This window comes from Liquorilactobacillus capillatus DSM 19910 (assembly GCF_001434915.1).
In the GTDB taxonomy this organism is placed as follows: Bacteria; Bacillota; Bacilli; order Lactobacillales; family Lactobacillaceae; genus Liquorilactobacillus; species Liquorilactobacillus capillatus.
The window spans coordinates 19,220-35,477 of sequence record NZ_AZEF01000007.1 but is presented as its reverse complement, the minus strand read 5'-3'; the positions used below and the strand labels follow the sequence as shown (position 1 = coordinate 35,477).

At 36.8% G+C, this 16,258-nt stretch carries 16 protein-coding genes; 4 read left to right on the top strand and 12 right to left on the bottom strand.

Annotated features, from left to right (window positions below; translation table 11 throughout):
• Positions 1-46: 46 nt before the first annotated feature.
• Positions 47-403, bottom strand: coding sequence for a PTS glucitol/sorbitol transporter subunit IIA (locus FC81_RS01405; RefSeq protein ID WP_057742340.1), 357 nt, complete (start codon positions 401-403; stop codon positions 47-49).
• 188 nt (positions 404-591) lie between these two features.
• On the opposite strand from FC81_RS01405, the gene FC81_RS01400 reads away from it, so the two are divergent.
• Positions 592-1,620: a lactonase family protein gene (locus FC81_RS01400; protein WP_057742337.1), complete on the top strand. Its 1,029-nt coding sequence runs from the start codon at positions 592-594 to the stop codon at positions 1,618-1,620.
• 138 nt (positions 1,621-1,758) lie between these two features.
• On the opposite strand, the gene mgtE is transcribed toward FC81_RS01400, so the two are convergent.
• From mgtE to yjbM, 4 genes are all read right to left on the bottom strand, one after another.
• Entirely contained in the window at positions 1,759-3,129 is a 1,371-nt protein-coding gene (mgtE, locus tag FC81_RS01395) for a magnesium transporter (protein ID WP_057742466.1), read from the bottom strand.
• Positions 3,130-3,144: 15 nt separating this feature from the next.
• Positions 3,145-4,041, bottom strand: coding sequence for an RluA family pseudouridine synthase (locus FC81_RS01390; RefSeq protein ID WP_057742334.1), 897 nt, complete (start codon positions 4,039-4,041; stop codon positions 3,145-3,147).
• Positions 4,031-4,837, bottom strand: coding sequence for an NAD kinase (locus tag FC81_RS01385; protein WP_057742331.1), 807 nt, complete (start codon positions 4,835-4,837; stop codon positions 4,031-4,033). Before FC81_RS01385 ends, FC81_RS01390 begins: the two co-directional genes overlap by 11 nt.
• Positions 4,838-5,001: 164 nt before the next feature.
• Complete coding sequence (gene yjbM, locus FC81_RS01380) at positions 5,002-5,634, bottom strand: GTP diphosphokinase (RefSeq protein WP_057742327.1); 633 nt, start codon at positions 5,632-5,634, stop codon at positions 5,002-5,004.
• Between the two features lie 202 nt (positions 5,635-5,836).
• On the opposite strand from yjbM, the gene FC81_RS01375 reads away from it, so the two are divergent.
• Positions 5,837-6,460 carry a DsbA family protein gene (locus FC81_RS01375; protein ID WP_235804612.1) on the top strand — a complete coding sequence of 208 codons (624 nt, stop codon included), beginning with the start codon at positions 5,837-5,839 and terminating at the stop codon, positions 6,458-6,460.
• A gap of 180 nt (positions 6,461-6,640) precedes the next feature.
• Here FC81_RS01375 and pepF read toward each other — a convergent pair whose 3' ends face one another.
• The 5 genes from pepF to FC81_RS01350 all read right to left on the bottom strand — a co-directional run bounded on the left by pepF (position 6,641) and on the right by FC81_RS01350 (position 12,073).
• Entirely contained in the window at positions 6,641-8,449 is a 1,809-nt protein-coding gene (gene pepF, locus FC81_RS01370) for an oligoendopeptidase F (protein WP_057742321.1), read from the bottom strand.
• 59 nt (positions 8,450-8,508) lie between these two features.
• Positions 8,509-9,513, bottom strand: coding sequence for a competence protein CoiA (locus tag FC81_RS01365; protein ID WP_057742319.1), 1,005 nt, complete (start codon positions 9,511-9,513; stop codon positions 8,509-8,511).
• Positions 9,514-9,661: 148 nt separating this feature from the next.
• Positions 9,662-10,384, bottom strand: coding sequence for an adaptor protein MecA (locus FC81_RS01360; protein WP_057742316.1), 723 nt, complete (start codon positions 10,382-10,384; stop codon positions 9,662-9,664).
• Positions 10,385-10,571: 187 nt separating this feature from the next.
• A complete protein-coding gene (spxA, locus tag FC81_RS01355; protein WP_057742314.1) occupies positions 10,572-10,970 on the bottom strand; it encodes a transcriptional regulator SpxA in 399 nt (132 codons plus the stop codon).
• Positions 10,971-11,329: 359 nt separating this feature from the next.
• Positions 11,330-12,073, bottom strand: a complete 744-nt coding sequence (locus FC81_RS01350; protein ID WP_057742312.1) for an MBL fold metallo-hydrolase — start codon at positions 12,071-12,073, stop codon at positions 11,330-11,332.
• Positions 12,074-12,164: 91 nt separating this feature from the next.
• Between FC81_RS01350 and FC81_RS01345 the strand changes: the two genes are divergently transcribed.
• Positions 12,165-12,638 (top strand): hypothetical protein, encoded by a 474-nt coding sequence (locus FC81_RS01345; protein ID WP_057742309.1) that lies wholly within the window; start codon positions 12,165-12,167, stop codon positions 12,636-12,638.
• Positions 12,639-12,745: 107 nt separating this feature from the next.
• The gene (locus FC81_RS01340) at positions 12,746-13,300 is read left to right on the top strand and encodes a M15 family metallopeptidase (RefSeq protein WP_057742306.1); all 555 of its coding nucleotides are present in this window, start codon (positions 12,746-12,748) and stop codon (positions 13,298-13,300) included.
• A 139-nt stretch (positions 13,301-13,439) separates the two neighbouring features.
• Here FC81_RS01340 and nrdG read toward each other — a convergent pair whose 3' ends face one another.
• A complete protein-coding gene (gene nrdG, locus FC81_RS01335; protein ID WP_057742304.1) occupies positions 13,440-14,030 on the bottom strand; it encodes an anaerobic ribonucleoside-triphosphate reductase activating protein in 591 nt (196 codons plus the stop codon).
• Complete coding sequence (gene nrdD / locus FC81_RS01330; protein ID WP_057742300.1) at positions 14,020-16,194, bottom strand: anaerobic ribonucleoside-triphosphate reductase; 2,175 nt, start codon at positions 16,192-16,194, stop codon at positions 14,020-14,022. The genes nrdG and nrdD overlap by 11 nt, the downstream gene beginning before the upstream one ends.
• Between the last annotated feature and the right edge of the window lie 64 nt (positions 16,195-16,258).

Below are 16,258 nucleotides of genomic sequence, written 5' to 3'. Positions count from 1 at the left end.
CCTATAAAATTCTTAGCTCACTCAAACCTCATATCGTAAAATTAATTTAACTGTAAGTAATTATGCTACCCACATGAATTTTAGGAAAAGTTTGTGGCGTGAGATAAATCCCATTGTGTTGTGGTTGTTCTGGTACCTCTTGAAAACAAAAAGTTGCATGTCCAATCATTTCCATATTACTTTTTACTAATTGCCCAACATAAGTAACTTTGAATTCTTGATCATCGATACTAATTGTGTCACCTATCGTGAGGTCAAAAGTTTGACCATCTACTTCAACGAAACGTTGAACAATGGAAACTCGTCTTAGCTGGGCTGAAGCGGTCTCGTCAAAAAGTATTAACAATGGATCATTTTTAGAGATAGCTTCAGGCCCAATTTCAACAACTTTAGCTTTTAACATAATCGTCTGGCTCCTTCAAATTATCTATAGAATAGTTATATTGTATCATATGTCCTCTTAGAATACTTGAGCAGTGTTCCTTTTTGCAAGCCTTTTCGTTATTTTCCACTATATCTAGGCATTGCATTATTCTAAACTATTATATGCTATACTATCCATAGTTATAAGCAATAAGAGGAGGTTTTATAATGCAGGAAACAATTTTATTTGGCACGTACACTAAAAGAAGATCTCAAGGTATTTACCGTGCCATTCTCGATACTGAAACAAAGAAAATTACTACTCCAGAACTCTTGGTGCAAGTACAGAACCCTACTTATCTGCGTGTCTCAGCAGATAATATTTTGTATACGATTTCAAAGAAAGAAGAACGTGGGGGGATTGCCAGCTATAATTTAAATAACACAACGCCTACTTTTTGTGACGAAGAATTAACTAAAGGTGCTCCACCATGCTACATCGGCTTAGACAACAAAAAACAATTAGCTTTTACTGCTAATTTTCATGAAAGTACAGTTACAGTCTTTAAAACTGACTCCCATGGTCACCTAACTAAGACTGATGAAATTATCCACGAAGGTCAAGGCCCGCTTCCTGAGCAAGAAGCATCACATATTCATTTTACTGATCTAACACCTGATAACCGTTTAGCTGTCTGTGACTTAGGATCCGACAAAATCTATACGTATGCTATAACTACTGATGGAAAACTAGCTCCTGTTGCCGAGTTTGCGACTACCCCAGGCTTTGCGCCCCGTCACCTTGTTTTCCACCCCAATGGTCACTATGCTTTTTTGGTTGGAGAACAAAGTAGTCAGATCTCATTACTTGCTTACGACCAAACTACGGGGAAATTCCATCATCTGCAAACACTCGCAACGATTCCCGTAACATGGCATAAACACAATGGTGCTGCCGCTATTCGTATTTCACAAGATGGCAAATTTGTTTACGTCTCTAACCGCGGGCATAATTCAATTGCGGTCTTTAAGTTCAACCCCACGGCCCGTAAGCTCGAATTTATTGAAAGTGTTTCTACTCAAGGTGATTTTCCACGTGATTTTATACTTGATTCCACCGAAAGATTTTTAATCGCAGCTAACCAGAATACTGATAATGCTACTTTATTTAGCCGTAACATCGAAACCGGTAAACTGGACTGTCTGCAAAAAGACATCTTAGTTCCAGAAGGAGTTTGTGTTAGTCTCGGTAGGTAATTGTTTCTGCTGCGAATAATTCAGGATACTATTTTTTAGCAACTAGTAAAGGGCGTTAGGGAGGAACCTAACGCCCTTTACTATAAGAAAAAAATATATCATATTTCATTAAAAAGCAGCGTTAATTTGCTTAGTTCTTTAGCTGCCAATAATAAAGGCTAAGAACAATTTCGCAATATTAAAGTAGATCAAAACGGAAGTCAAATCACTAAGAGTTGAGATAAAGGGTCCTGAAGCAACAGCTGGGTCAACCCCAATTTTATCCATTAAGATTGGAATAAGACTTCCAGCTAAGTTGGCTACAATAATTGCACACATCATTGCTAAACCTATTACAAATCCTAAAATAAAATTATGTTTCCAAATACCAACGATAACCATAATCGTCACACCTGTAATGATTCCGATAACAAGTCCGGTAAAAATTTCAGCGATAATCGTCCCAAATAAAGTTTTATCTTCGTCATTTTTATAAGCTAATCGTCTGACAGCAACCGCTAAGCTTTGCGTCCCCGCATTACCTGCCGTTCCGGTTATTGAGGAAATAAAGACGGCGAGAATACTTGCTTCACTGACCAGGTGCTCATAATGCGACACTAAGCTTGCAGTTGACATCCCTAAAAAAAGCAGGGTTATCAACCAGGGTAATCTTTTAACCGCAGCCCCGATCGGATTATCCGGGCTTTCTTCAATATCGACACCGGCTAATCCAGAGTAATCCTCTGCAGATTCTTCATCAATAACATCAATAATATCATCAACTGTAATGATTCCAATCATTTTATCATCATAATCAGTAACAGGGATCGCCAAGAAGTTATAATCACGAATCGTTTTAGCAACATCTTCTTGATCCTCATCAACTTTCACTGACATTACTTGATCATTCATTATTTCTTGGATCAGCATATCATCTCCACTAATCAGAAGGTCACGTAAAGTTACGACTCCAATCAACCGCTCATCATCATCAATGACATAGGTGTAGTAAATTGTTTCAGCTTCTTTGGCTTCGCGTCTAAGGACATGCATTGCAGAACGAGTAGTCTGGTTCCCAACGATTTTGACATACTCTGTCGCCATAATTGCCCCAGCTGTTTTATCTTCATAGTGCAGTAGCTCTTTAATCTCATCTGCTTTTTCACGCGACATCAGTCGTAAGTACTTTGGCAAATCCTTTTTATCTGCAAAAGCTAAAACATCGACCGCATTATCTGTATACATTTGTGTAATTACTTTTGCGGCATAATCTGGAGTCATTTCTTTAAAATAGGCAACAATATCTTCAGGATCTTCCTCTATCGCGTCAAAAGTATCTCCTAATTCAATTGGCGTCAAGTAACGATAAACTCTAACCCGCTGCTTTTCATTTAAACTCGTAAAAATCTGTGCTTGTTCATAAATATGGAGGCTTAAAAAAAGGTCTCTAAATTTAGTCGCTTTTTGTTCATCTAAAAGAGAGAATATCGTTTGCTTTTTTTTATGGTTCGTATTTTTATTTTCAGGCATCATCAACTTACCTCTCTAATTGTTTTTTTGAATAAATATTTGCATATCCCGAGGTAAATCACATTTAATCTTTATTATGGTATTTAAAATAGGATGTTTAAATATAAGTTGTTCACAATGAAGCGCCTGTCGCTGCAATGGCATTTGTATTTTACCACCATACAAGGTGTCACCTATAAGCGGGTGTTTAAGATAGGCACAATGTACACGAATTTGATGTGTTTTCCCTGTATGCAGTTGAATTTGATAAAGTGTACTATCCCTTAAGCGCTGTACTTGTTTTAATTCTGAGATTGCATTAGTTCCCTCAGCGACCACGCGTCGCTTAATAATTGAGGACAAATCCCGCCCTATAGGCAGATTGATACCAATATGCCGGTTATCGACCTGACCCGTTAGAATTGCTAGATAATATTTTTCTAGTTGATGTTCCTTTAACTGCGTATCCATCAATGAATGAGCATAACGGTGTTTACCGAACAACACTATCCCCGAGGTATCACGATCTAAACGCGTTATAATATGTGGAATAATTCCTTGATACTGTCTAAGTTGATAGTAGCCCCAAACACGGTTAACAAGAGAATCATTCGGATGAAGTGGCGAGGGGATCGAGGCAACACCAGCTGGTTTATTAATAATTAAAAAATCCCGATCTTCATAAAGGATATCTAGCGGTACAAAAGACGGCAACAAATTTTTTCGTGGCTTTTCTGTCGGAAAAACAAGTGTCAACAGATCATTGGGCAACATTTTATCAGTTCTACGTCCTTCTTGCCCGTTAAGTAAGAGACGCCCTCCTAATTCTTGAGTCCGCACTTTGGTCAGCAAGCGACGTGAGACACCTTTTAATTTTAAAAAAGTGCGCACCTTAATAGGGCTGTCACCCGTATACTTCCACTTAATTTGCATACTCTGCACCAATAAATGCATCTTGGACTCGTTGCCAAAATTGCATGTGACGGTACTTAGCAAAATGAATACTCTTTTTAGAGGTTTTAAAGGTTATTTGTTTAATTTGCCGTCCATGATAACTATTCTGATCAACTGTCAAAATATAATCACTTTCTCGGTTAGGATACAACGTAACCCAGTCGTTAGGTGCTATAATCATCGGTGAACTTAATGTTCGAAACACACGGTTATTGATTGAACCGATTTCAGTCATTTGTAAAACCCTTAAATTTGGATGAATAACTGCACCGCCTAAAGACTTATTATAGGCCGTAGATCCTGTTGGCGTTGAGAGACACAAACCATCACCCCGAAACTTTTCAAAAAGCTCCCCACCAATATACACATCAGTTACCAAGGTTGCGCTATTTCTCTTCAATGTTGCTTCATTAAGTGCCAAAAAGGATTCAGGTCGCAACTGGTCAATGTAACTAACTTTAACATCTAGCAGCGGATAACTGACAGATTGACCATTATCTGATTGTAAGCTAATAACAAGATCATCAATTTCATCATCGCGCCAATCTGTATAAAAACCCAGGTGGCCAGTATGTACACTAACAAAACGTACCTTATCCAAAATATTTTGGTACTGATGAAAAGCAGCTAAGAGTGTCCCATCACCACCGACAGTTACAATAATATCCGGTTTCTCATTATCTAAAATAAAGTGTGTATCTTTAAACTTCTGATGCAGCTTTCGACTAACCAGCATCGACTTGCGACCTTCATTAGCAAAAATAGCTATTCTCATAACTAACCTCTTCTATTTACATTTTATCTGCATATAACTATGTTTTAGTTAACCCTTTAGTACAATAACACTTTACAGTTTTATTAAAAGTAAGTTAACTATTGACCATTTACTTCTATATTGATCTCAGTTTTCTAACTCAACTATAGCATATCAAACTTACACTATTCTTTCTTATATCCGCGCTTATAAGAAAATAAATTCTGTGCTTCTTGAATTTCCTCTCTAATAGCTGTCATTTCTTTATCCAATTGAAAGGCGGCTTCTGCAGCTCTTTGCAAACGATTATCTAAATCTTCTGGAAACTCACCATGATACTTATAACTAAGTGAATGTTCAATTGTTGCCCAGAAATTCATTGCCAATGTCCTGATTTGAATCTCAGCTAGAATCTCTTTTTCACCATCCAACATCTGAACCGGGTATTCAACTACGATATGGTAAGAACGATAGCCGCTCGGCTTTTTATTTAAAATATAGTCTCTTTCGTCAACAATATGCATATCTTTCCTATTTCGGATAAGTTTAACTACTTGATAAATATCATCAACAAATTGACAAGTAATCCGCACACCTGCAATATCTTCCATATCATTTGCTAATCGCTCACTTTTAATTTTCCGCCGCTGCATTTTCTCAATAATACTATCAACAGGTTTGACACGTCCGATTACGAATTCAATCGGGACATGTTTTTGCGACAACTCAAATTGATGTCTCAGTGCCACAAACTTTGCTCTAAGTTCTGAGACCGTTTGTTCGTACGGCAATAAAAAATTATCCCATTTTTTTATCACAATAATCCCCTCTGCTATACATCATATACCCAATATTTTAACATACTACGCAATAACAGGTTAATTTCTAAAACATACTAAAAAAAATGGGGCAGAAACATTGAAAAAAGAGAAAAATTTGTTAAAGTATAGTTAGCAATTAACTAAATTAGTGTAAAAAGGCAGAAATTCATATTAAGTGGAGGAAAGATTAGTGTTAGAAATGTATTTGTTTATCAACCCAATAGGCAGCGAATGCTACCGTTCGGAGCAGAACATACTAAGACTAGTAGATCAGTTAGACGTTGAAGTTCGAATTAGTTTTATTCCATTTTTAAACTTACAGACAGTAAGTTCAATTATGAAAAAGAAAAACATTCCTCTAAATGATTTGCGAGCACGCAATCAAATTTTTAATAATATTTATCAAGCATCTCTTGATTATAAAGCAGCATCATTCCAAGGAAAACGTTGTGGGCGTAGTTACTTGTTGAAGCTCCAGAAACAAATTGTTGATTTAGGAACTGATTATAGTGAAGATGTTGCGCAGGCAACAGCGCAAGTTAGTAATCTAGATTGCGCTATGTTTAACGATGATCGGCATTCATCCTTTACAATTAACTCATTTAAACAAGATCAACAAATGGCTGCAGAAATGAATGTACATGAACATCCAACTGTCGTCGTTTATAATCTAGAAGGCGTTGACTGCGGAATATCATTTACCGGCTGTGATTCATATGACTTATTAAAGCAGTTATGTACCGGACAACTTAATGATGAGATTGTCTCAGAGCCTAATGCGTCTGTCAAAAAGCACCCTTCTACCTCTTTGCATATTCTTTAGTTTAATAGGATCTCCAGTGGAACTGTAACAGACAGCTTCCGCTTTTTTATTATCTTTATAATTTTTTAGTCCAATGCCCCCTAATCCAGCTATCTTTGGATTTAAGGTGTTACCAAAAAAAGCCTAAATCAAGAAAACTTGACTTAGGCTTTTTGGATCGACGTAAATAAGTTTATATTTTCAACTTAAATCAGCAATTATTTGTTCTAATTCGTCTAATCGCTTCGCAAAAAGAGCAAAAGCATCATCAAGATAAGCGGCTTTTGTCATATCTACCCCCGCCTTCTTAACAATTTCTATTGGGAAAGCTGAACTACCTGCGCGTAGGAAGTTAAGGTAATCTTCAGGACCTTTAGTTAAGATTTTTTGGGCTAACGCTGATGCTGCTGCAAAACCAGTCGCATATTGATAAACATAAAAATCATAATAAAAATGTGGAATACGTTCCCATTCATAGGCTATTTCGGGATCATTAAAAATATCTGCACCATAGTAGCGCTCATTTAGAGATAGATAAAAATCGTTCATCTCTTTAGCAGTCAAAGGCTGCTGTTGTGCATCTTGCACATGCAGCCACTGTTCAAACTCGGCGAACTGAGTCTGCCGAAAAACCGTTCCCTTAAATCCATCCAAATAATGATTCAAAATATAGGCCTTAAAGTAAGGATCAGTCGTTTGGTCTAATAAATATTGAGTCAGTAAATTCTCATTCGTAGTTGACGCGATTTCAGCAACGAAAATCGAGTAATCACTATTTTGATATTCTTGGTTTGTATTGCTGGCATATGTGTGCATACTATGTCCCATTTCATGGACTAGCGTATATAAGCTTTCAAGATTATCTTGCCAATTCAAGAGAATAAAAGGTGCTGTATCGTACATTCCCGAAGAATACGCGCCGCTACGTTTCCCCTTATTTTCGACAACATCAATCCACCTATTTTCAAAAGCCTCCTTAACTTTAGCAATATAATCCGCACCTAAACCACGCAGTGCTTTAAGTATAATTGCCTGTGATTCCTGATAACCATACGTTCTAGCAGGTAATTTTGTGATTGGTGTGTAAAGATCATACATATGGACCTCACTAATCTTTAAGAGTTTCTTTCGTAATGCCACGTAACGGTGCAGCAAAGTTAAATGGTGATTTACTCGCTGGACCAATGTTTCATATACAGAAACAGGAATATTATTTCTAGCTAAGGCCGCGCTGCGTGCATCTGGGTAGCTACGTTTTTGCGCAAGATAATTATGCGTATGCACATGTGAGGAAAGTGCTAAAGCAAACGTATTCTGAAACTGCTGATACGTCCGGTACATCCCTTTAAAAGCCATTTCTCTAACATCTCGCTGTGAAGATTCTAGCAGTTTGCCGTAGTTTCCATGTGATAACTTAATTAAATTATGCTGTGCATCCCGAACTTCTGGAAATTCTAGATCAGAATTATTCAAAATACCAAAAATATTTTCAGGTGTAGCAAATAGATCGGCTGCCCCAGCTAGTAGTTCCTCCTCTTTTATAGATAAAAAATGTTCTCTTTGCGAAGTTATTTTAGAGATTAAGTGCTGGTATGCCTCAAGTTCAGTATCTTGCATAAAATACTGTGCTAATTTTTTCGCAGGTAATGCTAATAATTCTGGCTCAAACCACGAAACACTTGCGCCTACTTTAGCTCCTAACTGCCGTGTACGACTAAGCAAACCTTGGTAATACTTATTACTTGTATCTTGATCATTTTTTAAATTAGCATAGACAAATACTTTTTCCGCTCTACGTTCTAGCTTTAGGACTGCCTTTAATGCTGCTAGAAAAGTCTTTGCTCCCTTAGCTAAACTCCCACTATATTTTTTTACTTCATCAAGTTGTGCTGTGACTAATTTAAATTCCTTCTCAAACTCTTCATTACTCTTAAAAATTGACTTCAGATCCCAGGTTAACTCCTGTGGGACTTCATCTCGTGTAGGTAGTTTAATACTTTTCTTTTCCATCTTTCTTACCCTCCCGTTTAAATACACCCCTAAGCATCATTTGATCTAGCTTAATAATATTATTTTACTAATTGTAAATCCGCTTGGAAATCCTGGATAATTTGTTCAACAAATTGTTTCTTTCGAATAAAAGGATTCTGAAATAAATATTCATTAATTCCCCTTAAGACCATGATATTAGCCTTCTGATTAATAATTACTCCCTTATTATACTTTAATACTATCTTAGCTCGCCAATAAAACTCATTTTTTTGGAATAAAGGAACCTGATATTTTCTTTTTAAAAGAATAGCCGTTAGATCTTGCAGTCTAATTCCGGACATATATGCCAATTCCTGTATTTTTCGAAATTCCCCAGCGGAGTAATAACAATTTCTCAAAAAATTTTTTTGCTGTTTAAAACGTTCTTCCATCGTTAATTCATAATAATCAATCTGATGGTCCTGTTGCATAAACATTTTTAGCTCGCTAACATTCTTTGTAAAAAAGTGAAAATAACGTAATGGTAAAAAATCAGCCTGTTGGATACCATAGACTAATTCAAATCTTTCTCTTGTAGTATCAAAATAGAGAAGGTAAAAGCCCAATCGTTGTGACCATTGCATAAACTGACTAGTTTGTTGGGTCAATGTTTTCTTTAGATGATAACGTTGTCCAAGTATCCAGCAAAACTTTAAACCGGCTTGAAAATATCCTTGTGAGCGTTCAGATAATTTGGTCAAATTTAATGGTGCACACTGAAATTCTAGTGCGATTGCTTTTTCATTCCGCAAACGGACTAAAACATCTGGTCTCTGTTGCAGACTTTTAATATACTCCTCTAGCTTCCCAAAATACCCCGCTTTCTGGTACGCCGCTAATATACTCTTTTTCCCAAGTAAATGTTCTGGAGTCTCTCCCTCTGAGAAAATTTGACACATACTATTTTTATGAGCAAAATGACTGATTTTAAACTCACCTTTTTTTAGGATCAATTCACCCTGACACCCTGGACACTTGTACTGTACCCCTTTTTTTGCATCAACTGCTGCAATTGAACGACCATTAATTTGAGCTATCAGCATTTCGTTTCCTCCTTAGTAAGGATATCAGTATTACGCGTCTTAACCTTACTAAATAATACGTAATTGCACCAAAAAAACTCTAAACCAAAAATTAAAATTGGTTTAGAGTAATCTCACTAAAGCTCTTAAGGGGTTCTACTGTCTTTTATTATTTAAAGTAATACCGCGCTAGCTCAAGGGCCGAACTATTTAATAATTTCTTCCCTCGTTCTTGCAAAACATCAGCTGAGATAGGTACACGTTTACCATATTCAACAACTAATGAAAGTGTATCTTTAATCTGACTGTCACTCGTCTGATTAGTAAAGAAAACCAAATCAAGATAATAATTATTATCCAGCAAATATAACGTCGATGCTATCTCTTCATTACGCAAGATCTTAGCAACCTGAATAAAGTTTTCAAAATCTTCAAACCTGACTACGACATGTTTTTGTTTAACTGTTTCATCTTTTAAATATTCCGAAACTCCATCACCGTCATTCTCAAGTGCTTTCTTTTTGTTTTTAGACTTATAAGCAGACAACTCTTGGCGAATGTATTCGGAAACATCCTCATTAGCACCAAGAAAGGAGAATTCATCTCCTTCAGAACTATCACCATTAGCAGTCTGATCTTTCTTATCTTCCTTAGGATCGACCTTGCTGATGAACAGTTCAAGACCATTTTTATTTGGAAGCAACTGGAAGGTCACAGCATCATTCTCACGAAACTCATGATCAACGTCAACTTCCTCTAAAATACTGTAAAAGAAACTTTCAATTTCTTTATGGTTTCCAAGTAGATCAAGGACAGTAATACCGCGTTCAGTTAAATCTTCGGTTTCAAGTAACACACGAATTGTGTTATCATTGATTTTCTCCATCTCCATCTAGGTCACCTACCTTTCCAGTATACCCTCTCGCTTAATGATAACTAAAAATAAGAAATTGTAAAGCACTTTATCTTATAAAAAAGTAAAATACAGAGACCAAGACATCCGTCTCAGTCCCTGTACCATTCAACTACATACAATTTCTTAAAAAGCTGAGGTCTACAACTTTTCTTATTACTAGCAATTAAAAGCCTGCCAGCTTCTGTGCTCGCTGTAATTCCAACGCACGAACTTCACGTGGCAAGAATCTTCTAATTTCATCTTCATTATAACCAACTTGTAAACGTTTCTCATCTAAAATAATTGGTCTACGTAATAAACCTGGATTCTTCTGGACAAGATTAAATAACTGTTGTAATGGCATATCATTTAAATCGATATTCAGTTTTTGGTATGCTTTTGAACGTTTCGAAATAATTTCTTCTGTCCCATTTTCTGTCATTTGCAATATCTGTTTAATTTCATTAATACTTAGCGGTTCAGAAAAAATATTGCGCTCTTCAAAAGAAATATTGTGTTCCTTTAACCATGCACGCGCTTTGCGGCAGGAAGTGCAACTTGGTGAAGTATATAGAGTAACCATATTTTTTCGCTCCTTTTCTCTGTAAAACCTATTAACTATAAATCATATCGCCCGCAAATTTATTATACTACTTCTATCAAAAAATTAATACCTTTTTTTCTAAAAAAAACAAACAAATTAGCAAATTTTATTTATTAATAGACGTAAATCACTTACTATTCCTTGTTTTATAAGGGACCTTAAAAGGCTTATCATTGTTTTAAAATGTTTTCCCTCTTAAATATTTATAATTATTATAATATATTAGTTATACTCAAAAACAATCATCATCAAGGAAAGCGCTAACCAATGCTGATTCAAGCATTGTTAAAAAGCGTTTACATCATTGCTTTAAATTTTTATGTTAATATAATTTTATGTTACTTAATCTCTATCTCTTTATTGATTTCGGCCAACTCAACTTTAACAGCGCGAGTCGCCGCTTTTTGTGCCTGTTTAAGCAATAGGTCGAAAGCTATTTTTTGGGGCAAATGCGTCAAAATAAGTTTCTTAACTGCTGCATTTTTAGCTAATTGCCCAGACTCGGTCGATGTCATATGCCACTTTGGTTCTTTTTTTCCATTACTATAATTTGTATCCGTCAGTAAAACTTCGGCTCCCTGCGCAAAAGCTGTTAATTCTGGAATATAATCTGTATCTGCTGTAAAAACAAAAAATTTATTCGTGCTAGTCTCTTTTATTTTCACCGCATACGCAGTAACTGGATGTTTTACTGGTAAAAAGCTTAGCTCAAAAGGCCCTAACGAAAGAGTTTCGTCTGGTAGATAGCCGCGCCCAATGGTTGCCTTTGCCCAAGTCAAATTAGCAAAATGTTCTTTATCTTGCATATGTCCATAGATCGGTAAAATCTTGCCATCTATTTGCTCATTATTTAATTGCCAATAATACTGTAAGACCCCTACATCTGCAATATGGTCTTGATGATAATGCGATAATAGAACTGCATCAAGCTGCAGTGGATCAATGATCTTTTCTAGATTCAATAAAGCTCCACTCCCGCAATCTAGCAGTAAATTATATCCACTACTTTGAACGAGATAACAACTTGTCGCTTTCCCAGCATAGGGATAACCTCCATAAAAACCTAGTATTGTAATCTTCATTTTAACGACTCCCTCACTTAATTGATTTATCTTACTAAGGATTATAACACATACACTGGTAAGCGTTATAATTAGGTTGGAGGTGTTCCTTATGAAAAAATTACATTTAACTTTTGGATCCACACCTGTTATTTCACAATTACGAAAAAGAAAAAAAGACCTCGCACTAACACAACTATATTCTCTTTCTGGCACTGAAAATGATCTACTTTTGGACCTCTCTGAAACTAGTAGTCCTTTTGTTGGCGGTATATCTTTTAAGATAATTAGTGGAAGTTTGCTTAAAAAAGCTAATTACTACTTTGTTTTTTCTTACTTTACTTTAAACAGTGATGAACAAAAAGTCTTTCTTCCTTTATTTGAACGCTCCAAGGCAGATAATATCATTCTTGCACGTTCCCTCAAGCATGATTTTAACTTCCTTTTAATTTCACTTTGGTCTAATCAAGAAGACTTTTTTCATTGGAGTAATTCTGCCCCACTATTCTTTAGTCAAAATTATCTAAAGAATCCACAATATCAAGCACATACGACGCTTTATCAGTCACGACCTGACTCGTTCTAAATACTGGTTTAGCATTATAAAAAGATAGCTTCCTACTAAAATAGCGGTTACAATAATACTGTAGTCTTTATTGTGTACTTATTTTACATTATACAGGAGGTTTACTGATGAACGATATAAAAACTGGTTTTAGCAATATTCAAAAGTTGGACCCCACTATCATTGTTGAACTTCGTTATGCAACCAAAAATAATTTTACCCATCAAGTTATCTATGACTTTACGACTGCAATCGCTAGAACTGGTACCGCCCAAAAGTTAGTTATCGCAAATAAACTTCTTCAGCAACAGGGTTACCGTCTGAAAGTATGGGATGCTTATCGACCAGTCAGTGCACAACAGAAGTTGTTTGATGTCTATCCCGACCCGACCTTCGTCGCTTTACCTGATCCTAACTTTAGCCATCAAAAGGGGGTCACGTTTGATCTGACACTCACGGACCTAGCTGGTAAGGAACTAGAAATGCCAACTGCCTTTGATGACTTTTCTAAACTTGCTTTTCGCAGCAGTCCACGTTCGCCTAAACTAGAAAAGAATTATCAACTTTTAAATAATGCCATGCTTACAGCTGGTTTCATCGGCTATCCTAATGAATGGTGGGATTATCGTGACACTGAAAGTGATTTTTATAAACCGTTAGCTGCTGATCCAAACGATTATTAGCACAAAAAAGGAACTGTGCCAAAAGTTAACTTTTGGCACAGTCCCTCTTTTATTACGTATAAACGTGTTCCAGCTTATGTCACACTCTCTTTTATTCAACCCAATATTAAACCTAGCCAGTTGTCTCCAGAAAAAATTACTACCGTAATAGTTTATCCCAAAGAACTATTTTTCCAGCTTTTAAGGATCGTTGTACATCAATTATCTTCTGGTTAGAACTCCCTCTGAATTGCAGAGTCAAATCTTTTTTCGGCAATTCAAAACGTCCGTCTACTAAAACATCGATTTTAGATAACAACTCTAACTTATCATCTGAGTCCTGCAATAACTCTTCCCAGCGATAACCGCTCCAGGACCAAACATCCTTTGTATGCCCATATTCTGCACGTAAGCGATTCACGATCTGTAAACAAACCTGTGTATTCAAAAATGGTTCGCCTCCAAGGAGAGTAAGTCCTTGACAGTAATCTTCACCTAAATCCTTAATAATGGTGTCTTCTAGCTTTTGTGTATAAGGTGTCCCGTAATGGAAATTCTGCGCCACTTTATTATAGCAACCTGGACAAGCAAATTTACAGCCACTAACATATAAGCTACACCTTACTCCTTCACCATCAACAAAATTAAATGGTTTATAATCAGCAATGTACTTTTGGCTTAATTCACTGGCAAGCCATTCTTTTGGTTGCGGGTTACGCGGCTTACGTTCCCTTTTGACACTATTTTTCATCTAGCTCGCCCATCCCATCAAACATATTCTTAGCTCTTGAAGCAATTTCAGCGTGTCGTCCATGAACCATTGGTCGTTGTAATGGATTCCCCAAATAACCGCAAGTCCGCTTAACACAATCACAACTCTTAGGATCATGGTTTCCACAATCAGGACATTCAAATCCTCTGGCTGTTGCCTTGAATTCACCCTGGAAACCGCACTTATAACAGTGGTCAATAGGTGTATTGGTCCCTAAATACCCTACCTTATCATAAGCCCAATCCCAGACTGCTTCTAATGCCTTGGGGTTTTGACGTAAATTAGGGTATTCACAATAATGGATAAAGCCACCTGAACTATATTTAGGATATGCCATCTCAAAAGTCAATTTCTCAAATGGAGACGGATGTTTTCGAACATCATAGTGGAAACTATTAGTATAATAATCCTTAGCAGTAATATCGGGAACTTTACCAAATTTTTCACGATCAGCAACACAGAAACGATCAGTCAATGATTCACTTGGTGTCCCATAAACACTGAAATGGTAGTCGTACTCATCCGACCACTTATCACAGTTGGCCTTTAGTTCTTTGACGATTGCTAAGGTAAAAGCATGTGCTTCTTTATTTTGTTCCCAGTCCGAACCATAAAATGAAGTTCCAACTTCATATAAACCAATATACCCTAACGAAACGGTTGCACGACGGTGCTTGAAAAGCTCATCAACATCATCTTCTGAGCTGAGACGTTTACCGAAAGCCCCGTATTGGTATAAAATTGGTGCATTTTGTGGAATTGCTTGTTTGACCCGGTTAACCTTGAAAACAAGTGCTTCTTTACATAATTGCATCCGTTCATTAAAAATTTCCCAGAAAAGTTTTTTATTCCCATGTGCCTGTAATGCGATTCGCGGTAAATTAACCGTGACGACCCCGAGGTTCATTCGACCATTATTAACTTCATTTCCCTGTTCGTCTTTCCAGCCTTGCAAGAAACTGCGGCAGCCCATTGGTGCTTTAAAACTTCCAGTTAATTCCTTGATCTTATCGTACATTAAAATATCGGGGTACATTCTCTTGGTGGCACACTCAACTGCCAATTCTTTAACATCATAATTCGGATCACTAGGTCTTAAATTCAACCCATTCTTTAAAGTAAAGACTAATTTAGGAAAGATTGCCGTCCGCTTCTCACGTCCTAAGCCTTGGATCCGAATTCGTAAGATTGATCGTTGGATCTCACGTTCAATCCAAGATGTTCCCAACCCAAAACCAAGGGTTGTAAAGGGGGTCTGCCCTTGAGATGAAAATAAGGTATTTATCTCATATTCAAGGCCTTGCATCGCATCATAAATATCCTTTTTGGTCCGCTTTTTAGCAAATTCCTGACGTTTAATATCATCATCGATATATTCATGTGCATCCTCTAAATGCTTATTGTAATTACGCTGTGCAAATGGAGCCAGCAACTCATCCACCCGGTTAGCCGAACATCCACCATACTGGCTAGAAGCTACATTAGCAATAATTTGTGCCATCTGTGCAGTAGCAGTCTGGATTGAATGCGGGCTTTCAACCTCAGCATTTCCAATTTTGAAACCATTGGTCAGCATTTCTTTAAAATCAATCAAACAACAATTTGTCATTGGACTCCATGGTGTATAATCCAAATCATGATAATGAATATCTCCACGCAAATGTGCTTTAGCTATATGTTCCGGCATCATGCGTAAACCCAACGTCTTTCCAACGGTCCCTGCGGTCAAGTCACGCTGTGTATTAAAGACATTGCTATCCTTGTTAGCATTCTCATGTACAAGAGCAGGGTCCTTTGCTTGCAATCTTTCTAAACGTTTAGTCGGGTCAGTTTTTTCATTCCATTGAGCAAGGCGTTCCTTGTGAACACTTATGTATTCTACGGCCTCATCATGGAAGCCAAGGTCATTTAGAGCTACTATAAAGGCACGATGAACATCCTGTGCAGTTACCTCTGTTTTATCTTCAAATTGTTTGAGTATTGTACCAATCAGCGGCTGTTCCTGCTTATCCAAACTCAGCTGATCGAGTATTAATTCAAGTTTGTAAATAGCAAACGGCGTTTTATACCCATCTCTTTTAATAAAAAATGTCGGAATTCTGGTTAAATTCTTTGTATTCCTTTTGGTTTCTGTCGTTGCCATTTCTAATTCCCCCTGTTTGTTTTTCTATTTATATTCTATTACTCTATCCCTCCAAATACAACCT